This window comes from Streptomyces sp. NBC_00344 (genome assembly GCF_036088315.1).
Classification (GTDB): domain Bacteria; phylum Actinomycetota; class Actinomycetes; order Streptomycetales; family Streptomycetaceae; genus Streptomyces.
Genome location: NZ_CP107996.1, coordinates 1,236,281 through 1,257,265, shown reverse-complemented (window position 1 = coordinate 1,257,265; position 20,985 = coordinate 1,236,281). Strand labels below are relative to the sequence as shown.

Sequence of the window (20,985 nt, the reverse complement as noted above, 5' to 3'; positions counted from 1 at the left end):
TGGCTTGGCCGTGATCTCCGTATATACGATGCCCCGCGAGCACCTCCGAACCCGGTACCCCGACCACACGGCCGGTGACACGGTCAGCCTGTACGCCGCGGAGCTCGGCGAGATCCGCGCGCAACTCGCCGAGCTGGGCGCAGACATCCGCGCAGTGGTGCCGGCCAACGACGTGGCTGTGGACAAGGCGGACACGCTGGCCGAGGAATTCGGCCTGCCCGGCAACGGTGCGCGGCTGGCCCTCGCCCGCCGCGACAAGTCCGCGATGCGGGAGACCGCCGCGCGGGCGGGGGTTCGTATTCCCCGTTACGTGATGGTCGAGGACGCGGCCGACATCGCCGGTGCCGCGCGCGACGTGGGCTTCCCTGCCATCGTCAAGCACACGACCGGGGCCGGATCGCACGGTATCCGGTTGCTGAGCGGACCCGAGGACGCCGAGGACCTGTCGACCCTGCACCGGACCGACCACTTCGGACGGCCGGTCGAGGCCTGGTTGGTTGAGCAGTACGTGCGAGGCCGGGAACTGGGTGTGAACTTCTTCTCGCACGACGGCACGCACCATGTCCTGGACATCTGGGAATACCGGCAACCCGACAACCGGGATTACTCGTTCCCCTACTGGGAGTGGGCACAGATCCCCCAGGACGACCCCGACTGGCAGACTGCGGTCGACTACGTGCGGCAGGTGCTCGACACGTTCGGCGTACGTCTCGGCCCCAGTCACACCGAGATCAAGATCTCGGCCGGCGAGGCATATCTCATCGAGCTGGGCGCTCGCCTTCCCGCCTACCCCATGATCAACGCGTGGATCGAGCACAGCGATCTCGACCCGCATCGCCAGACCCTGGCCGGCCGGCTGGGCGAGGTGCCGAAGATCGCGACCGAGCCGGTGAAGTTCGACAGCCTCTGTGGCGCGAACGCCATCCGCAACGACGGGCCGGCCGGTCGTTTGGTCGAGATGCGCGGGCTGGACAAGGTAGAGCGACTGCTCGGCGTGGGCACATTGGTGGTGGGCTACCAGGCAGGCGACATGGTGCCGACGACCAGCAGCATTCCGACCATTCCACTCAGGGTGAGTGTCTCCGCGCCGGACCGTCAGGAACTGCTCCGGCGCATGGCTGCGGTCCGCGACACCGTGGAACTCGTGATCGAGCCGGTCTGCTGATCGCGGCCCGTTGTTCCCCGGCGACCGCTGTCCCCGATGGACGGTGCGGGCCGATCCGGCGAAAGTTACGGAACGCATGAAGCTATTTTCCTCGTATCGGCAGCTTTTCTCTCTGCCGAAATTCGGCACATCTCTGATCGCGGCTGTTGCGGGAAAGCTGAAGCTCGGAATCTCTTCGGTCGCCCTCCTGTTCGAGGTCGCGCACTATCGGGGTTTCAATCAGGCGGCCATCGTGGTCTCGGTGTCCGCGGTGGCCGGAGTCACCGTCCCGGTGAGGGGCAGGCTCATGGACCGCTACGGCTATGCCCCGGTGATGTGTCCGACGCTCGTGGCGTATCTCGGCGCGCTGGCTGTCCTGGTCCTGAACGAAGACGCACATGGGCCGTTCGCCACCACACTGGTCTGCGCGTTCGTCGCATCGGCAACCATCCCACCCATCCAGATCGTGACCCGGTTGATGTGGGGCGCGATGGCCACCGGCGAGCTCCGGAGAACCATCCTGTCCCTGGATGCCGTGTTGGCCGACGTGGGGTACGTCGTGGGGCCGACCATGGCAGCCTTCCTGGTGGTGGCTGTCGCGCCCTGGGCAGGCCTGGCCGCTTCCGCGCTGCTGACCACCGGCGCGACCCTCCTGCTGCTCTCCCGCAAGCTGCCGCATCAGCGCAAACAGCCGCAGCCCGCGGAGCGCCACTGGCTGGGCCCGCTGCACAACCGGGCGTTGCGCACGATCATGGCGGCGGTGGTGTGCTTCTTCATGGCGGTCCGCGCGGTCGAGCTGGCTCTTCCCTCCTGGGCCCAGCAGCACGATTCACCGCTGATGGGCGGAGTGCTCCTCAGCTGTATGTCGGTGGGAAGTGTGATGGGCGGCCTCACCCTGGGAGCGTTGCCGGCGCGGAGGTCGGTCCGCGCGACCTTCCCTGTCACGCTGGCCGTGCTGTGCCTGGGGACCCTGCTCGTAGCGGCGGCCAGTTTCACCTGGACGGCGGTCCTGGTCGTGGCCGCGGCGTTCATGGGCATCGCGGTGGGTCCCAGTTTCGTGGCCCTGTACGCGACGGTCGGCGATCTGTCTCCGCCTGACATGGCTGCGGAATCGCAGTCGTGGATCGGTTCCTCCGTGTCGTTGGGCGGAGCTGCCGGGGCGGCGGGCAGCGGTGTGGTCATCCAAGGACTGGGGCCAGGTGCGTTGCTGTTTCTCGCGGCGGTGTCCTTCGCCATCGCGTCCGGGCTGGCATACGCGGCCATCAAAGCCGAACCAGTGACATCGGAACAGGTGCCGGGAATCGATACCCGTCGCGCCGTGAATACGGAGATGCAGTGACTCGTCAACGGGTGGCTCTTCTGAGCCACGTCAATTACGACGCCTACCGCCACGATGACGGCAGCCCTTACTTCCCGCCAGACGAATTCGACGTCACCTTCCTCGCACGGCCCCGCGATATCGCCCAGCTGGCACCCGGACAGGTAAGCCGCAGTATCCCTGTGGACATGCACCCCTCCGGCGAGCTCGCGGTGCCGCTGCCCCCACTGGTCGGTGACGTCGAATTCGACTGGGTGGTGGCGACCCAGGAACGGCTGCTGCTGCCGGCCGCGCGTCTGCGCGAGGCCAATGGCCTCGGCGGGATGGGAACGGAACACACGCTGCTGCTCCGCGACAAGGTGGCGATGAAGAACCACTTCTCGGCGAGCGGGATCCGGGTTCCGGAGTTCATGGAGATCTCCGAACCCATCCAGGCAACAGACCTGCTCGACAAGTTCGGCCACATCGTCATCAAGCCAGTCCTCGGCTCGTCTTCCCTGGACGTGCGCATCATCCGTGACCAGAACGAGTTGATGAGCTTTCAGCGGCAGGGGTTCGCCAGCGCGGACCGGTACGAGGCCGAGGAATTCATCGCGGGCCGCCAGTTCCACATCGACAGCGTCGTCAACAACGGTGTGCCGGTCGCCGCCTCCGTCTCGCGGTATCTGGACTCGCACGAATCGTTTCCGTTGAATGGCCAGGTACGGTCGCACACCCTCGACGACGGCCCGGACCTCGAACTCTTGCTGGAGTTCAACCGCGCGGTACTCGGGTGCATCACCTGGTTCAGTGGCGCCTCACACCTCGAAGTGTTCCTCGATGACCGAGGCAGGCCGGTGTTCTGCGAGTTGGGCGGCCGCCCCGGCGGCGCCGGGATAGACACCACATTTCGGTATCGTCATGGCGTCTCGCTGCTGTGGGCCAGCATCCTGCCGCAGGTCGGACAGGCTGTCCCGGACAGCGGTACCCAGGCGCGTATGGACCAGCCGGCGACCGGTTGGTCCATGATCTACCCGCCGGAGCTGGGGCGCTTTCGTGGGTTCGACACGCTTCCGCAGGCCGAGTGGCTGCTTCAGCTCACGGCGCCCTACCGTCCGGGTGAACTCGTCAGGCGACCCAGGCAGGCAAAGGACGCGATCGCGGTCGCGTCCGTCTGCGGCAGGGATTCACACGAAGTCGTCGGCCGGCTCGCCGAGGTCAAGAGCGAGATCATCGTGTCCATCACCCCGGAGTGACCGGTACCGAAAGCGGCCGGGGCGGCGACAGCCACACAGACTCCTCGGCGGTGTGAAGGTGCGCGTCGTCACGGACCGACCGGGAGCCTCCTGCGCATCTCCGGGTCCGTGATCCCCGATCAGCATCCCACCGAGGGGAATGACGGCTCTCCACACCGATGACGGCGGCAGCAGGAGGAAGGGCCGAGGCAGTTTTCCCGCTTCCTGTGGAGTCGCTGCCCAACAGGCCCTTACGCTCAATGACCAGCCGGCAGGAGAAGGGGGAGATCCGCCATCGCCGGATGGCTCATGGTTTCCGCTCAGTTCCGCACGACAACAGGTACCAGTTGGTCACCGTCTCCGATCAGGCGTGTGGTCGCTGTGCGAGCACCCCCTGTCGCCCTTTCGGTGCTCGACCACCATGTCCCACTGACCCACCCGCGGCCTGCTAGGCCTGTCCGGGTTCGCCGCACCGCCCACCTGCCGAGCGGGTGCCGTCCCGATTGAAGGACGCGTTTCCCTGTCCGGAACTCAGCATGCTGCCTCTGAGCCCGGTGAGCTCGGCGATCGAGCTCGAACCCGAGCTGCACGACGGCCCGGTCGTCTCCCGCCTGTTCGACCGACCGGACAAGGGCGGCCTCGCGACGTTGCCCCTCGATTTCCTTTGGCTGGTCCTGACCACCTGGCGCCGGCACGAACGACTGACGCCGGCTTGGAGCCCCTTCGCCAGGTGTCCCCGATCTAGGAGCGAGATCCATGCACCCTCCCTCTCCCCCCGCACTCTTCTGGCTGCGCTCGGAACGCGACTGCACCGCAGTCGCGACGGCCGACGGTGCGCGTGTAGCGGGCCTGACCGCGGCGGCGGCGGACCTCGGTCTCGACTTGCGCACGGCCACGGTTGACGACGTGGTCGTGACCCAGGTGGGAGAGGCCGCCATCGTGCATGTGCGGGGCGAGCGCGTGGACCCGCGCGACACCTTCTTCCACACCGACTCGCTCGGCAGTCCCGCACAGGCACCCGACTCCTGGCGTGTGCTGAGCACCATCGGGATTCTTGAAGCTGCCGGGTTCATGGTCACCGTGCCTGCCGTTCACTCGATCACCTGGGCCGACGCGATCGTGCCGCTCCTTCGGTTCGACCTCGGCGAGGTGCGCACTCTGCCATCGGTGCGGCTGTGCACCCGCGAGATCGAGGTCCATCGCGACCGGCTGCGCGTCGCCGACTGGGGGCTGGAGTTCCCGGTGGCGGTGCGCCCGGCGGTCCGCCGGCCCGGCGACCGGGTCTTCATCGCGGAGAGCGAACGCAGGCTGACCACCCTCCTTCAGTTGGTGGGTGCATCCGAACTGACCGTCCTCGTACAGCCATGGCTCGGCGAGCACGTCGTCGAGCACATCGTGGTGTGTGTCGATGGAGAGCCGACCGGTCTGGAAGGGGCGCTCGCCGAGCGGCTGTCCCGCCCCGCGAGTGCGGTCGCGACCGCACTCGGGCTCGCCTACGTCCGGGTCGGTTTCGTCCAGGATGGCGATCAGTTCTGGCTGTCACACGTGGTCTGCGCGGGCTTTTCACCTGACCTCGACGCCGATGCCGTCCGAGTCCAGCTTGTCGCCTACCGCGAAGCGTTCTATCGGTTCCGTGCCGCGGGCGACGCGGTTTCGGCACCTGGAGGAGAGGCGTGACAACAATGCGTGACAGCGATTCGGTCCGGTACCGGACCAGTGCCGGCGAAGGGGTCGTCTGCCGGGATGCGGGCGGCCCCGAGGAGCACGTACGCGGTGAACACCTGGATCCCACCAGGTCGTTCATCCACTCACGGCGCACGTCGTCGCCGGACCGGATCGGCGCCCGGCGGCATCTGACGACCTGTGTCCCGCTCGAAGCGGCGGGAGCGGACACCGGCGGCTGCGAACCCGAACCGCCATCGGCCCGGCGCCGGTTCGGCTCCGGTCGCAGGCAGTTTGACTGCCTCGCCGCGTCCTCCCGGGGCGGGGAGGCGGGCCGTGACCGCTGACCTCGTCACGATGTTCTGGATTCGCTCGGAGCGCGAGAGCAAGTCACCGAATCCCTTTGACGCCGAGATCAACTCACGGTACGACGCCGCCGCGCGTGCGGCCGGCGTGCAGCTGTCCCGGGTCAGCGTCGACGACGTCGTCGTGGGCACCACGGAGGGGGGCGCCTCGGTCCGCGTGCGCGGCGAGCTCGTTGCACGGGACACGGCCTTCTTCCACACGAAGCTGGTCACCTGGCCCGTCGACCGGTTCGACTACTGGCGGCACCTGACGACCTACTCCGCCCTGTCGGCGGCCGGGTTCTTCACCACGGTCCCCGTCGGACTCAGCCTGATCAACAACGAAAAGCTGCTCACCGCGCTGCAGCGCTTCGGCAGTGCGGTGCCGCAGCTGCCGACGGTCCGCCTGAGTACCCGCGGGCACGGCCCGGACCATCTCGACTGGTGTACCGCCGCGATGCGCGCGAGTGACATCGCATTCCCGGTGGTCGTCAAACCCTCCAGCTGGGGCGGCGGGAACAGCGTGTTCGTCGCCTCCACCGCCGGGGAACTCGACACCGTGCTCACCTGGGCGGCCGCGGCTGAGATGACGGTTGTGGTTCAGCCGTGGCTGGGACGGGACGTGGTCGACTACCGCGTGTTCTACGTCGACGGTGAGCCGTACCGCGTGCTGACGCGTAAACCGCGCGGTGACGCACTCGCGGGCAACGTGGGCCAAGGCGGCGTGGCGGGGTGGACTGCCATGCCCGATGAGCTGGTGGAACCGGCCCGGGCGGTGGCCGGCGACATCGGGCTGCCGTACCTCTGCATCGACTTCCTCTGTGCCGACGGGCAATGGTGGTTCTCCGAGATCGAAGTGGACGGCGGCACCACCCAGGGTGACCACCACATGACCGAGGTGCGCTTCGGCTCCTACCGCTCCCGCTTCGACACGTTTGTCCGCGATCTCCGATCGGGAGGCGCACGGTAGGGGCGCGGACCTCCCGTGGCCGGCCGTGTCGAGTCGGGGGAGGAACACAGGGGAGTGTTCAGGACCTGCCCGGACCACACCTTCGACCACAAGCACCTCGACGAAGTCCCCGGCCTTCTCCAACCTGACGGTGACATTGGGTAGTTGGGCAGTCAGATGAGTGAAGCCCCTGGCGGACGGTTTTCGACCAGGAGAACCGCCTCCACCAGGGGCTTCGCCGGCGCAACAGCCGCACCTGCGCCCAACTCGCCGCCGGATTAGGCATCGGGACCACCACCGCTTACCGGGACGTCCGGCCGCGCAGCTCGTCCCCAACGGGAAGATCATCGATGCGGGTCACCCCGGGGAGCCTTCCGGTCGAGGAATTCGAGGACGAGCGGGCCGGCCAGGTCGCGGCGCTCCTCGAAGTAGGCGTGACGGGCGTCCTGGATCAGCTCCAGCCGGGAGCCCGGGATGCGGGCTGCCAGCAGCGGTGCGTTGGCGGTGGGATTGAGCAGGTCGTCGGTGCCGTGCAGCACAAGAGTCGGGGCGACGATGCCGGGCAGCGCGTCCCACACGTCGTGCCCGTCGCTCGCGCCCAGGTGCCCGCGCCGGGCATGCGCCGGCATGCTCCGGTCGCCGAGCGTGTGGTACGGACCCGGGTGCGTCGCGAGCCAGTCCGGCGTGTACATCAGCTCGAGCAGAGCCTGTCGCGCCTCGACCGGACTGGGCCGTATCAGGGATCTGCGGACGTCGACACTGCGTTCGATGCCGTGCCGGCCGCCGGCCGAGGTGCAGCCGAGTACCAGGGCACGCACTCGGCGGGAGTGACGGACGGCCAGACACTGGGCGACCCGCCCGCCCATGGACGTGCCGTACACGTCCGCCCGGTCCACGGCCAGTTCGTCGAGGACCGCGATCACGTCGTCGGCGAACCGCCCGGTGGAGTAGGGCAGGTGAGGCTTGTCGCTCTCGCCCGTGCCGCGGTAGTCGATCGTGATGGTGCTCCGGGAGCCGGCGAAGTCGTCGCGGACGCCGTCCCACCAGTGGTGGTCGTTCGCCTGGCCGGCGAGCAACACGAGCGGGGGACCGTCGCCGCGGACCTGGTAGGCGATGCGGACTCCGTCCGAGGCCTTGGCGTGCGGCACGGTGATTCCCTTCGGAGGTGACATGGCGAGCGGCCGCCGCGCGTCGGCCGGCCGCCCGAGACCACGGTAGGCGGCGTGATCACCTCAGCACGCCGGGGTGACGCCTTGTGGGGCCGGAACAGGACTCGATGCATGCAACGGCCGGGGGTGAACGCGACCGCCCGGTGGCCGAGCGGATCGCCACAGGGGGGCCTTCGTCTGCGGCGGCCACGACCCGCTGCGTCCGGCGGAGGGGCGGCGGAGCCCGGTTCCCGCCGGAGCTGAGTAGGCTCGCCCGTATGGACGAGTCCTACTGCGAGACCCCATCCACGTCCGCGCCCGCCCCGGGCGGCCCGCCGTACGCCGAGTGCGTGCTGTGCCGCAAGCCGACCGAGTACCCGGAATCCACCCGCGGAGCGACGCTCTGCCCGGTCTGCGAATGGCAGGAGGCCGGCCGCACCGCCTGTTCCGGCTAGATCCTGTGCGCTCCTCCGGCCTCCCCGTCTGCCGTACGGCGACAGGCAGCCGGGGCCGGTAAGGGTTTGAATGGGGGCATGCCCGGCCGGCAGCACAGGAATGAGTCTCAATGAGCGGCAACGGGTCACCCCGGTGGATGCCCGCAGCCAAGAGCCCAGCGGAGCTGCTGCTCGGCGCTGACGGCACGGTGCTGAGCTGCACACGCTCCGCGCTCGAACTGCTGGACACCACGGCGGAGGAAGTCTGCGGCCGGAAATTCGGCGGCATGTTCAAGGATTCCGACGACTGGGCCCTCTTCACGTCCGGATCCATGGGGGGCCACCAGCGCTACGGACGGACGACGCTGCTGCGCCCCGGCGGCGGCGTCCTGGACACCCTGGTGGGGGTTTCGCCGCTCATGTCGCGCACCCCGGCGGACAACCGTCTGCTGGTCAGACTGACGCCGCTGCAGTCCGCGGACGCGCCGGAGCCCCGGCCCGCCGTGCTGCCGCCCGCCATGGCGGATCCGCGCGCCCAGGAACGCATGGTGCTCATCAACGAGGCCGCGTCACGGATCGGTGCCTCACTCGACATCACCCGTAACGCCCAGGAACTCGTCGACATCCTGGTCCCGGCGCTCGCGGACCTGGCGGCGGTGGACATCACCGAAGCGGTACTGGTCGGGGACGAACCAGGGGACTTCTCGGTGGACGTACCGATGCGCCGGGTGGCGGTCGCCTCCGCGGAAGGACCCTGGCCCGACGAGATCCACTCACTCGGTGACACCTTCCGCGTCACGAGCATCACCAGGGGCCAGCTGCTCAAAGGCCCCGCGGGCTTCCTGCCCGATCTCACCGACGTCCGGGCGGTCCTGGCCGGCAACGAGGAGATGTCCCGGCTGACCCTGCCGGATGCTGCGACCTCGCTGCTGTTCGCTCCGGTCCGTGCCCGCGGCCTGGTGCTGGGCGCGGTCGGCCTGTGGCGAACGGGGGAGCGGGTTCCGTTCGGCCAGGCAGACGCCGTACTCGCCGAGGAGATCAGCTCCCGCGCCGCGCTCAGCATCGACAACGCGCGGCGCTACACCAAGGAGCGGCGCACCGCCGAGGCGCTCCAGCGGAGCCTGCTGCCGCGCCCCGCCGTGACCAGCACCGCTGCCGAGACCTCCGGCATCTACGTGCCCGCGAGTACTCCGGCGGGCATCGGCGGCTGCTGGTACGACGTGATCGAGCTGTCGTCGACCCAGGTGGCCTTCGTGGTGGGTACGGTTCCGGGGCACGGCCTCAATGCGACCGCGGCGATGGGACGGCTGCGCTCGGCGGTGGAGACGCTGGCCGACCTGGACCCCGCGCCCGACGAGCTGCTGAGCCATCTCAACGATCTGGTCACACGCTTCGGACTCGGCGAGAAGCCCGGTGAATCCGGTCTGCCGGACGATGCGGGGGCACTGCGCGGAGCCTCCTGTGTCTATGCGACCTACGACCCCGTCACCCGCCTCTGTCTGGTGGCCTGTGCGGGGCATCCGGCCCCGATCCTTGCCCGCACCGGACAGCAGACCGCCGAGGTCGTCCAGGTGACACGCGGGCCGGCGCTGGGAACGGGCGGCGAGCCGTTCGAGGTCACCACCCTCGAACTGGCGCCCGGGGACGTGCTGGCCTTCCACAGCGGCTCGCTCACCAAGGATCCGCGCCGCGCCGAGGAGCGGCTGGAGACCCTGCGGGTGGGGACGCGCTCGGCGGCCGCCGACGGGCAGCCGCTCGCCGCCGCGGGACAGCGGATCCTCTCCCGGCTGCTCGAAAGGCCGCCCGACCACGACATCGCGCTGCTGCTGACCAGGACACGGGAGCTTCCCGCGACACGGACCGCTGCCTGGCAACTGGCGGCCGATCCGCAGGAGGCGGCCCGGGCGCGCTCCCTGGTAGCCGATCAGCTCGGCGACTGGGACCTGGACGACCTGGTCTTCGCTTCCGAGCTCATCGTCAGCGAGCTGGTCACCAATGCGATCCGCTACACCGGAGCCCCGATCGGACTGCGTCTGATCAAGGACCAGCGGCTCATCTGCGAGGTGTCGGACCCCAGTCAGACCCAGCCGCACCTGCGACGCGCCAGGCTCACCGACGAGGGCGGCCGGGGACTTTTCCTCATCGCCCAGCTGACGCACCGCTGGGGGAGCCGGTACACCGCATCCGGAAAGACGATCTGGACGGAACAGCTGCTGGAGGGTGGGTGAGGCGGCCGCCGGCGAACCGGACGACCACCCCTGCCCACCGTGATGCCGGGCACCCCGCCGAACGGCCGCGGGCGCCCCGCCGAGCGGCCGCGGGCACCGGATCACGGACCGCACCACCGGCAGGGCTGTCCGGTGGTGTTACTCGATCGCGTGGTGTCCCTCGATGCTTGGGAGCGCTCCCACAGTCCAGGGGCGTGAACCTGTCAAGAGTCCGGGCCGGACCGGGTTCGCCGCGCCGGGGGGCGCCGGACCGTCGCGGGGCGCTGTGCGGGGTCAGTCCCCCTCCAGCAGGTGCCTGCGGCACGCCGAAACATCGAAGTCCGCTTCCGGGTACTGCGGGTCCAGTGCCGTCAGGTGCTCGAGGAGCAGTGTGCTGATCGCCCAGTTCCGGTACCACTTGCGGTCGGAAGGCACCACGTACCAGGGCGCCGTGCGCGTCGAACAGCGCTCCAGTGCCAGCTCGTAAGCCTCCTGGTAGGCGGGCCACAGCGCCCGTTCCTCGATGTCGCCGGTGTTGAACTTCCAGTGCTTGTGCGGGTTGTCGAGCCGTTTGAGCAGCCGCCGCCGCTGTTGCTCGTGGCTGATGTGCAGAAAGATCTTCACGACGGTCGTGCCGTCATCGGCCAGGATCTGTTCGAAGCAGTTGATCTGTGCGTACCGGCGGTCGACCACACTGCGCGGCGCCAGCTCGCGCACCCGAGCGATCAGCACGTCCTCGTAGTGCGAGCGGTCGAAGATCCCGATCTCGCCCGGCTTCGGCAGTGCCCGGGTGATCCGCCAGAGGAACGGCTGGCCGCGCTCCTCCTCGGTGGGTGCCTTGAAGGACCGGATCCGGCAGCCGGCCGGGTTGAGGGCGCCGATGACATGCTTGACGACCCCGCCCTTGCCGCTGGTGTCCATGCCCTGGAGCACCAGCAGCAGGCGTCTGCGGTCTCCGCCCGCGCTCGCCGCGTACAACCGCTCCTGGAGATCTGCCAGGTGTTCGCCCATCCGGGCGATGTCCGCCAGGCCGTCCTTCTTGTTCCGCGGGCCCGCCGGGGCGCCCGCGGGGTCGCAGGAGGCGAGGTCGACATCGCTGCCCGGGGGGATACGCAACAACTCTCGCAGGCCCGGCGGCTGGGCCTGCTTCTTCTGCGTGCCCTTCGCGGCCACTGCGCACCCCTTCCGGCGGAATCCCCCGGCCTCCTCGATCCTGCACCGGATCCGCGGGGGCCGCGAGCGCTGGGCGGGTCAGCCCAGTGTGGCGGTCAGGGTGATCTTCGTACCCGAAAGGGCCTGGCTGACCGGGCAGTTGGCCTTGGCGTCCTCGGCGGCCGCGGTGAAACCGTCCGCGTCGAGCCCGGGAACTTCGCCCGCCACCGTGAGGTGGATACCGGTGATGCCCTCACCCGGCTGGAAGGTGACCTCGGCCTGGGTCGTCAGGCGGGTCGGCGGATTGCCCGCACCGTTCAGACCGTTGGAGAGCGCCATCGAGAAGCAGCTGGAGTGGGCGGCCGCGATGAGCTCCTCCGGGCTGGTTCTACCGTTGGCCTGTTCGGCACGGGAGGCCCAGGTGACCGGGAATTCGCCGATGCCCGAGGTGTCGAAGGTGATGGTGCCCGAGCCCTTGAAGAGCTCGCCTTCCCAGACCGTATGAGCGACACGCGTGGTGGCCATGATGATCCCTTCTGGTGACGTGCCCCCAACCTACTGGGCCACCAGCCCCTTGGCGTCGCGTGCCAGCGCCGTGAGACGGGAGATCGCCCGGAAATACTTCTTCCGGTATCCGCCGTTCAGCATCTCGTCACTGAACAGCCGGTCGAAGGGGAGCCCGGAGGCGAGGACCGGGACCTCGCGGTCGTAGAGCCGGTCGGCGAGCACCACCAGACGCAGCGCCGTCGACTGGTCGGCCACCGGCTGCACTTCGGTGAGGCAGACCGCGTCGAGGTCTTCGGTGAGCGCGCCGTACCTGCTGGGGTGGATCCGGGCGAGGTGGTCCAGGAGCGCGGGGAAGGCGTCGAGGGAGGCGTTCCGCGTCGCGTACGCCGCCTTGGTCACCTGCTCGTCGTCGTAGGGAGCGGGGGCCTCGGGCAGGCCGCGGTGACGGTAGTCGTCGCCGTCGATGCGCAGCGGACGGAAGTGCGCCGACAGGCCCTGGATCTCGCGCAGGAAGTCGGCCGCGGCGAACCGGCCCTCGCCCAGCTTGCCGGGCAGGGTGTTGGAGGTGGCGGCCAGTGCCACACCCGCTTCGACCAGCCGGGTGAGCAGGGAGGAGACGAGGACCGTGTCCCCGGGGTCGTCCAGTTCGAACTCGTCGATGCACAGGAGCCGATGGCAGCTGAGCGTCTGCACGGTCTGCTGGAAACCGAGAGCACCGACCAGGTTGGTGAGCTCGACGAAGGTGCCGAAGGCCTTCTGCTCGGGCGCGGCCGGGGTGGCGTGCCACAGGGAGGCGAGCAGGTGGGTCTTGCCGACACCGTATCCGCCGTCGAGGTAGACCCCACGCGGACCGGTGGGCTGCGCGGGCTTGCGGCCGCCGAACCAGCGCTTGCGGCCGGTGCCGGTGGCCGTGGCCCCGCCGAGTCCGGCGGCGAACGCACTGAGGACGTCCACCGCCTCGGTCTGGCTCGGCCGGCCGGGGTCCGGCTCGTACGTATCGAAGCGGACCGAGTCGAACCGCGGCGGCGGCACCATCTCGGCGACCAGGCGGTCGACGGGAACGCGCGGCTCACGGGCGCACAGGGACTGGGGAACCACTTCGGCTATGGGCGACGACACAGTTCCCCAGCTTAAACGCCATGCCACACTGCCTGACATGCGACGCCTGCTCCCTGTGACCGACCAGACAGTCCCCGTGCCCGCCGAGGCGGGCCCACGCGAGTGGAGTCTGGACGAACTGGCCGACGCCTACGCGTACCCCACGGCGCCGGGCGGAGGCGGCCCCTGGCTGCGGGCCAACATGGTCTCGTCGCTCGACGGGGCCGCGCAGCACGAAGGGCGTTCCCAGCCGATCTCCACCGAGACGGACATGCGCATCTTCGGCACTCTGCGAGGACTCGCCGACGTGGTCGTGGCCGGAGCGGAAACCGTACGTCTGGAGGGCTACCGCCCGGCCCGCGCCCGGGAGGCCTTCGCGGCGCGCAGAGCGGCCGCGGGGCAGGGCCCGGCGCCGGCGATCGCGGTGGTGAGCGCCAGTCTGGACCTGGACTTCTCGCTGCCGCTGTTCACCGCTCCGCTGGTACCGACCCTGGTGGTGACGGGGGCCGGCGCGCCGCAGGACCGGGTCAGTGCCGCGCGGCAGGCCGGGGCCGAGATCGTGATCGCGGGGGACGGGGCGGGGGTGGACCCGGCCAGGGCGGTTCAGGAGCTGGCCGAGCGGGGGTTCCGGCGGCTGCTGACCGAGGGCGGGCCGCGGATGCTCGGTCAGTTCGTGGCGGCCGGGGTACTCGACGAACTGTGTCTGACACTTTCCCCGGTACTCACATCGGGCGATGCTCAACGGATCGTGGGCGGCCCGGGGCTCGCCGTGCCGGAACGCTTCGCACTGGCCTCACTGCTGGAGGAGGCCGGGTTCCTTTTTGCCCGATACGTTCGGAACTGACACGAACGGAATCTTCTGTTCCGCTTTCCGCTCACTGGGCACACTTATATTCGCAGACCCCGTGCGGGCACGGGGAAGGATGGTTTCGGCAGAAGGGCTCAACGTGGTGTTCACGAGCGTACTGATGATCGAGAAGCCTCTGACCTCCGAGGACGTGGATTTCGTCACCACGCTGCACGGGGACGACGCCGTCTCCTTCTTCGTGCTCATGCAGCCCCGCGGCGACCAGGCCGATGTCCTGCTGCGGGCCATCGACGACGTGGCGCTGGGTGAGCTGGACGAGGTGCCGCGCGAGGGCACCGTCCCGGAGGGCGCGGCGGCGAGGCTGCCTGCCGAGGCGGCACTGAAGCAGTCGCTGGAAGCGCTGCGGGCCGCGGGCAGCGCGGCGACCGGCCAGGTCGTGGAGAAGCATCCCCTCGACGCCCTGAAGACCGTCGTGGGTGAGGAAGGGGCGGACGAAGTGATCGTGATGACCGCGCCGCACTACGTCGAGGAGTTCTTCCACCGGGACTGGGCATCGCGGGCCCGTCACAAGGTCGGCGTACCGGTGCTCAAGCTCTTCGCACACAGCGAATAGGCTGGGCCTCTCTTTTCGTACAGCTTGGGGAGACATCCGTATGGCACCCGGTAGGCCGACCGCCATGGACCGACCGCACTTCATCGGCATCGGCGGCGCCGGGATGTCGGGCATCGCGAAGATCCTCGCCCAGCGCGGCGCCGAGGTGGCGGGCAGCGACAGCCGTGAGTCCCCGACAGCCGAGGCGCTGCGGGCTCTCGGGGCCACCGTGCACATCGGCCACGCGGCCGGGCATCTGGCGGATGACGCCAGCTGCGTGGTGGTCTCCAGCGCGATCCGCGAGGACAATCCGGAGCTGGCCCGGGCCGCGGAGCTGTCCATCCCGGTGGTGCACCGTTCGGACGCGCTGGCCTCGCTGATGCACGGTCTGCGCTCCATCGCCGTGGCCGGCACGCACGGCAAGACGACCACCACTTCGATGCTGGCCGTGGCACTGACGGAGCTGGGCCTCGACCCGTCGTACGCGATCGGCGGCGACCTGGCCGGGCCGGGGACCAACGCCCGGCACGGCCGGGGCGACATCTTCGTCGCCGAGGCCGACGAGAGCGACCGCAGCTTCCAGAAGTACGACCCCGAGGTCGCCATCGTCCTCAACGTCGAGCTCGATCACCACGCGAACTACGCCTCGATGGACGAGATCTACGACTCCTTCGAGACCTTCGTCGGCAAGGTGGTGCCCGGCGGCACGCTGGTGATCGCCGCCGACCAGGCCGGCGCGGCCGAGCTCACCGCACGGGTGCGTGACCTCTCCGCGCTGAAGGTCGTGACCTACGGTGAGTCCGCCGACGCCGACGTACGCGTGCACAAGGTCACCCCGCGCGGTCTGTCCAGCGAGGTGACCGTTGTCCTCAACGGCAAGTACCTCACTTTCACGGTGTCCGTCCCCGGCCGGCACTACGCCCACAACGCTGTCGCCGCACTGGCGGCCGGTGTGGCCCTCGGCGTACCGGCCCACAATCTTGCGTCGGCGCTCGGCAAGTACACCGGGGTCAAGCGCCGCCTCCAGCTCAAGGGCGAAGCCGCGGGGGTCCAGGTCATCGACTCCTACGCCCACCATCCGACCGAGATGACCGCCGACCTCGAGGCCATGCGGGGCGCGGTCGGCGATGCCCGGATCCTGGTCGTCTTCCAGCCCCACCTCTTCTCCCGCACCCAGGAGCTCGGCAGCGAGATGGGCCAGGCTCTGGGGCTCGCCGACGGTTCGGTGGTGCTGGACATCTATCCGGCCCGCGAGGACCCGATCCCCGGCGTCACCAGCGAACTGATCATCGAAGCGGCCCGGGCGGCCGGCGCCGATGTCACCGCCGTGCACGACAGGACGCGGGTACCCGGGGTCGTCGCGGGAATGGCCAAGCCCGGCGATCTCGTTCTCACCATGGGAGCGGGCGACGTCACCGACCTCGGCCCGCAGATCCTGGAACACCTGTCGAGCTGAGGGAGCGCCATGTCGTACGACATCGAGAAGCCGGACGAGCAGTGGCGGGCGGAGCTGTCCGACGCGGAGTACGCCGTGCTGCGCCAGGCCGGCACCGAGCCCGCGTTCGTCGGCGAGTACACCGACACCAAGACCACCGGCGTCTACTCGTGCCGGGCCTGTAACGCGGAGCTCTTCCGCTCGGACACGAAGTTCGAGTCGCACTGCGGCTGGCCGTCCTTCTACGACCCGAAGGACACCGAAGCGGTCGAGCTCATCGAGGACCGCTCGCACGGGATGCGGCGGGTCGAGGTGCGCTGTGCGAAGTGCGGCTCGCACCTCGGGCACGTCTTCGAGGGCGAGGGCTACGCGACACCGACCGATCAGCGGTACTGCATCAACTCCATCTCACTGAAGCTGACGCCGGAAGGCCCCGCCTCCTGAGCACGGGCGCCCCTGCGACGGATACCGGCGGGTAGGCCCGTGCCCGCCGGGCGGCCGGACGCCCGGCGCGACAGTCGTCCCGGGACGCAGACGGGCGGTCACAACCGGGTGGCCGGCCAGGTCGTGTGCTGAGCGGCCCGTCTCGGGACAGGCCGCGCGGGCCTTCCCGCGGAAATGGCCCAGTCACACGGCGGCTCATTGGCCTGCACGCGGGAGCCGGCACCTGCGTACCGTCAACGCCATGCCGAACATGCTGCCGCCCTCGAGGCCCCAACGCACGCTCGCCGTGGCCCAGTTGAGCAACTCCCTGGGCGACGGCGCGTACTACGTCACCTCGGCCCTCTACTTCACTCACGTGGTCGGCCTCGCCCCCGCCAGGATCGGCCTCGGCCTCACCGTGGCCTGGGCGGTCGGCTCGGTCGTCGGGGTGCCGCTCGGCCGGATCGCGGACCGCCGGGGCCCGCGAGGAACGGCGGTGCTGCTCGCCCTCGCGACCGGCGCCGCGGTCGCGTCTTTCCTGGTCGTACGGGACTTCCTGCCGTTCCTCGTGGCCGCCTGCCTCTATGCCACCGCGCAGTCGGGTCTGGCCGCCGCCCGGCAGGCGCTGCTCGCCGGTCTGGTCGCGGAGGAGGAGCGCACCGCCGTGCTCGCTCACCTGCAGTCGACACTCAACGCGGGCCTTGCCGTGGGCGCCGCGCTCGGTGGGCTCGCCCTGTCCGCCGGCTCCAGGCCCGCCTACCTCGGTGTCTTCGCGATCGACGCTCTGAGCTTTCTGCTCTGCGCGCTCGTCCTGCTGCGGGTGCCTGCCGTCGCACCGGCGCCGGCCGTCCGGGGCGCGAGGCTCGAAGTCCTGCGGGACCGGCCGTACGCCGTCATCACCCTGCTCAACACCGTGCTGCTCCTGCGGATGCCACTGCTCAGCCTCGGCCTGCCTCTGTGGATCACCGAGTGCACCGACGCACCGGAGTGGCTGGTCTCCGCGCTCTTCATGCTCAACACCGGGGCCGTCATGCTCTTCCAGGTCCGTACGGCCCGTTCCGTCACCGGGCTCGCCACCGCCGCCCGGGCCATCCGCCGGTCCGGCGCGTTCGCGCTCACGGCCTGCGGGGTCTTCGCCCTTTCGGCCGGGAGCCCGCCACGGGTCGCGGTCACCGCCCTGGTCGGGGGCTCGGTCCTCCTGGCCGCCGCCGAGATGCTGCAGTCCGCCGGTTCCTGGCAACTTGGCTTCGGTCTGGCGCCTGCCGGGCGTATCGGCGAGTACCAGGGCTTCTTCGGCAGCGGCGTCACCGTCGCCCGCACGCTCGGGCCGCTGTTGCTCACCGCCCTGCTGGTCGGTATGGGCGCGCTGGGCTGGCTGCTGCTCGGCGGGCTGTTCCTGGTGGCGTCGTACGCCCTGGGGCCGGTGGCGCGGTGGGCGGCGGGGACCCGCCAGGAGCCGGCCCCCGTATCCGTCGTGTGACCCACCGGCGTGTGACGGCCGGTGGAGCGGAGCCTGCTGAGGCTGGGGCAGGCGTCGGCCAGGAGGGTCATGGGTGCGTGTGCTTGTCTGAATCCCTGAGCCGCTGGGTGCCGGATCGGCCCCGATGGCCACGCCGGTGTGCGCACGCGGAGAATCGCAGGTATGAGTGCGACGGAGACCTCGACCGCAGCCGCCGGGCCCATGCCCGGGCTGCGCGAGCGCAAGAAGGTGAAGACCCGGCAGAACATCCGGCGTGCCGCATACCGCCTGTTCGCCGAGCAGGGCTATCCGGCGACTACCGTCGAGCGGATAGCTGAAGCGGCCGACGTGTCCCCGAGTACGTTCTTCCGGTATTTCCCCACGAAGGAGGACGTGGTCATCCATGACGAGTACGAAGCGATGCTCGTCGCGGCGCTCGGGGGCAGGCCCAGCGACGAACCGGTCGTGGATGCCATCCGGCACACTCTGACCGAATCGCTGGCGCGGCTCCTCGAGACGGACCGGGACGAGTTGCTGTTCAGGATGCGTCTCGGCTTCACCGTGCCGGCCGTCCGGGCTCGTTGCTCGGACGAGCGACAGCGCAGCCAGGACGCGATCGCCGCCGTGATCGTCGAACGCACCGGGCGTGCGGCGGACGACCTCGCGGCGCACTGTGCCGCCGCGGCGATCATCGCGGTGTTCACCGCCGTGCTGCGGCACTGGGTCGAGCGTGGCGGTGTGCAGGACGTCGTGGGGCTCTGTGACGGCCAACTCGCCCTTTTCGCCTGTGGGTTGCGGCTCTGAGGAGAGATCGCCCCGAGGGGCGGAGGCGGGCCGGTACCGCATGGTCCGGTCGTGACGGCCGAGTCCGCCGGCGATCGGGGAGCCGGCCGCGGCTGTTCCCCGGAGCGGCCGTCGTCCGGCGGCTACCGACGGGCCACGATCATGCTCGAATGATGCACGGAAGGTGCTCGTAACTGCAATAAGAAAGGACTTTACGAGCACCTCTTGTCATTTTCGAGGTCGCGGTGCAGGATCAAGGCACCTCGCAGACCTCGAGCCCCGGATCGGTCCCGTTCCGTGGGTTCAGCAGGTCTGCATCCCCTGATCCCCCTCTATGCGGAGGTGACCGTGTCGGCCGCCGTGCCCACCTCGCCCCGTCCGGTCACACCGCGGTCAGAAGCTCCCGGCGATACGACGGCCTCCCGGGCCGCGGTCACCACGGGACGCCCCCCGGGGCGAAAGCCCTTGCGTCAGCGCTTCCGGCGTGACCGCACGCTTCTTCTGCTGTGCGTTCCGGGCATCCTCTACTTCGCGGTGTTCTTCTACCTGCCGCTGGCAGGGAACGTGGTCGCCTTCCAGGACTACCAGCCATTCCTCGGCTTCAAGGGCAGTCCGTTCGTCGGCCTCAGGAACTTCACCGACCTGCTGGCCCAGCCGGACTTCTGGATCGCGGTGCGCAACACGCTGGAGATCACCGTGCTCCAGCTCGTTCTCTACTTCCCGGCGCCCGTCGCCCTCGCGCTGCTCCTCAACTCCCTGGTGGGCGAAACGATCCGGCGCTTCGTCCAGACCGTCGTCTACCTGCCCCACTTCCTCTCGTGGGTCGTTGTGGTGGCGATGTTCCAGCAGGTCTTCGGCGGCACCGGAACGGTCACCAGCCTGCTCCAGAACCACGGGCTCGCGGTCGGCAACATCATGAGCAATCCGGACACCTTCAAGGTGCTCGTCACCTCGGAGATGATCTGGAAGGACTGCGGTTACGGCGCCATCATCTTCCTCGCCGCGATGGCGTCCATCGACATGACGCAGTACGAGTCGGCCGCGATGGATGGCGCGGGAGCCGTGCGCCGCATGTGGCATGTGACCCTGCCCGGCATCCGGCCGGTGATCATCATGATGCTCATCCTGCGGCTGGGGGACATTCTCTCGGTCGGCTTCGAGCAGATGCTGCTGCAACGCGACGCGGTCGGAGCGGACGCCTCCGAAGTCCTCGACACCTATGTCTACTACCACGGCGTCATCGACGGCGACTGGGGCATGAGCACGGCCGCCGGCCTGATGAAGGGCGTGATCGGTCTCGGACTGATCATCGCAGCCAACAAACTGGCCCATCGCTTCGGTGAGCAGGGGGTCTACCGATGACCGCATCGATCGCCCCACGCCGCGAGAACATGCTCGCCCGTATGCGGTCCGGAGGGCAGCGGCCGCCCTGGATGGAGCGACCCGGCTGGTTCGGTCAGGGCGCGAAGGCCCTGGCGCTCACCCTGATCGTCATCATGGTGACCTATCCCTTCCTGCTGGCACTCGGTACCAGCCTGGCCGGCCAGAGGGAACTCGAGGCACGCGGCGGGTACGTCCTCATACCGCACCACCCGACGTTCCAGGCCTACAACGTGCTGCTGCAGGGCGGTGTGGTGACCCGGGCGGTGCTGGTCAGCATCGCCGTCACGGCCATCGGCACCGCGCTCAGTCTGCTCTGCACGGTCACGCTCGCCTACGGACTCTCGCGGTCCGGCATGATGTTCGGCAAGACGCTGCTGATGCTGGTGCTCGGCACCTTCCTCTTCGCTCCGGGCATCATCCCCACCTATCTCGTGGTCCAGCAGCTCGGCCTGCTGGACAGCTATGCGTCGCTGATCCTTCCGGTACTGCTCAACGTCTTCAACGTGATCGTGGTCCGGGCGTTCTTCCAGGGCATCCCCAGCGAGCTGTACGAAGCCGCCCGGCTCGACGGCGCGGGTGAACTCACCATTCTGTGGCGCCTGGTGCTGCCGCTCTCCAAGGCCGTGATCGCCGTTGCGGGTCTCTTCTACGCGGTCAGCTACTGGAACAGCTTCTTCAACGCCCTGCTGTTCCTGAACGATTCGAGCAAGTACCCGCTCCAGGTCGTTCTCCGCTCGTACGTCGTCCAGGGCGAGACCATCAACGCCCATGCCCTCGGCGTGAACGTGCTGCCGCCGTCGATCTCGCTCCAGATGGCCGTACTGATCATCGCTCTCGTACCGATCCTGTGCGTGTACCCGTTCCTGCAGAAGCACTTCGCCAAGGGCGTCCTGACCGGCGCCGTCAAAGGCTGAAATCCGTCCGA

At 69.3% G+C, this 20,985-nt stretch carries 20 protein-coding genes; 16 read left to right on the top strand and 4 right to left on the bottom strand.

Annotation, left to right across the window (positions count from 1 at the left end; genetic code table 11):
- Positions 1-28: 28 nt before the first annotated feature.
- The 6 genes from OHS16_RS05755 to OHS16_RS05730 all read left to right on the top strand — a co-directional run bounded on the left by OHS16_RS05755 (position 29) and on the right by OHS16_RS05730 (position 6,652).
- Entirely contained in the window at positions 29-1,165 is a 1,137-nt protein-coding gene (locus OHS16_RS05755) for an ATP-grasp domain-containing protein (RefSeq protein WP_328536081.1), read from the top strand.
- Between the two features lie 76 nt (positions 1,166-1,241).
- Positions 1,242-2,483 (top strand): MFS transporter, encoded by a 1,242-nt coding sequence (locus OHS16_RS05750; protein ID WP_328536080.1) that lies wholly within the window; start codon positions 1,242-1,244, stop codon positions 2,481-2,483.
- The gene (locus tag OHS16_RS05745) at positions 2,480-3,697 is read left to right on the top strand and encodes an ATP-grasp domain-containing protein (RefSeq protein WP_328536079.1); all 1,218 of its coding nucleotides are present in this window, start codon (positions 2,480-2,482) and stop codon (positions 3,695-3,697) included. The genes OHS16_RS05750 and OHS16_RS05745 overlap by 4 nt, the downstream gene beginning before the upstream one ends.
- 735 nt (positions 3,698-4,432) lie before the next feature.
- The gene (locus OHS16_RS05740; protein WP_328536078.1) at positions 4,433-5,353 is read left to right on the top strand and encodes a hypothetical protein; all 921 of its coding nucleotides are present in this window, start codon (positions 4,433-4,435) and stop codon (positions 5,351-5,353) included.
- On the top strand, positions 5,350-5,685 hold the full coding sequence (locus tag OHS16_RS05735; RefSeq protein ID WP_328536077.1) for a hypothetical protein: 336 nt from the start codon (positions 5,350-5,352) through the stop codon (positions 5,683-5,685). The genes OHS16_RS05740 and OHS16_RS05735 overlap by 4 nt, the downstream gene beginning before the upstream one ends.
- On the top strand, positions 5,675-6,652 hold the full coding sequence (locus OHS16_RS05730) for an ATP-grasp domain-containing protein (protein WP_328536076.1): 978 nt from the start codon (positions 5,675-5,677) through the stop codon (positions 6,650-6,652). Before OHS16_RS05735 ends, OHS16_RS05730 begins: the two co-directional genes overlap by 11 nt.
- Before the next feature lie 323 nt (positions 6,653-6,975).
- On the opposite strand, the gene OHS16_RS05725 is transcribed toward OHS16_RS05730, so the two are convergent.
- Positions 6,976-7,779 (bottom strand): alpha/beta fold hydrolase, encoded by an 804-nt coding sequence (locus OHS16_RS05725; protein WP_328536075.1) that lies wholly within the window; start codon positions 7,777-7,779, stop codon positions 6,976-6,978.
- A 278-nt stretch (positions 7,780-8,057) separates the two neighbouring features.
- On the opposite strand from OHS16_RS05725, the gene OHS16_RS05720 reads away from it, so the two are divergent.
- Together OHS16_RS05720 and OHS16_RS05715 are read left to right on the top strand one after the other, a co-directional pair.
- Entirely contained in the window at positions 8,058-8,234 is a 177-nt protein-coding gene (locus tag OHS16_RS05720) for a hypothetical protein (RefSeq protein ID WP_328536074.1), read from the top strand.
- A 110-nt stretch (positions 8,235-8,344) separates the two neighbouring features.
- Positions 8,345-10,441: an ATP-binding SpoIIE family protein phosphatase gene (locus OHS16_RS05715; protein WP_328536073.1), complete on the top strand. Its 2,097-nt coding sequence runs from the start codon at positions 8,345-8,347 to the stop codon at positions 10,439-10,441.
- Between the two features lie 273 nt (positions 10,442-10,714).
- On the opposite strand, the gene OHS16_RS05710 is transcribed toward OHS16_RS05715, so the two are convergent.
- The 3 genes from OHS16_RS05710 to zapE all read right to left on the bottom strand — a co-directional run bounded on the left by OHS16_RS05710 (position 10,715) and on the right by zapE (position 13,237).
- Positions 10,715-11,593 carry a PPK2 family polyphosphate kinase gene (locus OHS16_RS05710; RefSeq protein WP_328536072.1) on the bottom strand — a complete coding sequence of 293 codons (879 nt, stop codon included), beginning with the start codon at positions 11,591-11,593 and terminating at the stop codon, positions 10,715-10,717.
- Between the two features lie 78 nt (positions 11,594-11,671).
- Complete coding sequence (locus tag OHS16_RS05705; RefSeq protein WP_328536071.1) at positions 11,672-12,097, bottom strand: OsmC family protein; 426 nt, start codon at positions 12,095-12,097, stop codon at positions 11,672-11,674.
- Positions 12,098-12,127: 30 nt separating this feature from the next.
- On the bottom strand, positions 12,128-13,237 hold the full coding sequence (gene zapE, locus OHS16_RS05700; RefSeq protein ID WP_328536070.1) for a cell division protein ZapE: 1,110 nt from the start codon (positions 13,235-13,237) through the stop codon (positions 12,128-12,130).
- On the opposite strand from zapE, the gene OHS16_RS05695 reads away from it, so the two are divergent.
- From OHS16_RS05695 to OHS16_RS05660, 8 genes are all read left to right on the top strand, one after another.
- Positions 13,236-14,021 carry a pyrimidine reductase family protein gene (locus tag OHS16_RS05695; RefSeq protein WP_328536069.1) on the top strand — a complete coding sequence of 262 codons (786 nt, stop codon included), beginning with the start codon at positions 13,236-13,238 and terminating at the stop codon, positions 14,019-14,021. The genes zapE and OHS16_RS05695 overlap by 2 nt on opposite strands.
- A 106-nt stretch (positions 14,022-14,127) precedes the next feature.
- Positions 14,128-14,598 (top strand): indole-3-glycerol phosphate synthase, encoded by a 471-nt coding sequence (locus OHS16_RS05690; protein ID WP_328540727.1) that lies wholly within the window; start codon positions 14,128-14,130, stop codon positions 14,596-14,598.
- 40 nt (positions 14,599-14,638) lie between these two features.
- Positions 14,639-16,033 (top strand): UDP-N-acetylmuramate--L-alanine ligase, encoded by a 1,395-nt coding sequence (murC, locus tag OHS16_RS05685; protein WP_328536068.1) that lies wholly within the window; start codon positions 14,639-14,641, stop codon positions 16,031-16,033.
- A gap of 9 nt (positions 16,034-16,042) precedes the next feature.
- Positions 16,043-16,456, top strand: a complete 414-nt coding sequence (msrB, locus tag OHS16_RS05680) for a peptide-methionine (R)-S-oxide reductase MsrB (protein WP_328536067.1) — start codon at positions 16,043-16,045, stop codon at positions 16,454-16,456.
- A gap of 241 nt (positions 16,457-16,697) precedes the next feature.
- Positions 16,698-17,915, top strand: coding sequence for an MFS transporter (locus OHS16_RS05675; protein WP_328536066.1), 1,218 nt, complete (start codon positions 16,698-16,700; stop codon positions 17,913-17,915).
- A gap of 162 nt (positions 17,916-18,077) precedes the next feature.
- Positions 18,078-18,698, top strand: coding sequence for an acyl-CoA-like ligand-binding transcription factor (locus tag OHS16_RS05670; protein ID WP_328536065.1), 621 nt, complete (start codon positions 18,078-18,080; stop codon positions 18,696-18,698).
- A gap of 339 nt (positions 18,699-19,037) precedes the next feature.
- Positions 19,038-20,039: an ABC transporter permease gene (locus OHS16_RS05665; RefSeq protein ID WP_443042745.1), complete on the top strand. Its 1,002-nt coding sequence runs from the start codon at positions 19,038-19,040 to the stop codon at positions 20,037-20,039.
- A complete protein-coding gene (locus tag OHS16_RS05660) occupies positions 20,036-20,974 on the top strand; it encodes a carbohydrate ABC transporter permease (protein WP_443042564.1) in 939 nt (312 codons plus the stop codon). Before OHS16_RS05665 ends, OHS16_RS05660 begins: the two co-directional genes overlap by 4 nt.
- Positions 20,975-20,985 lie beyond the last annotated feature (11 nt).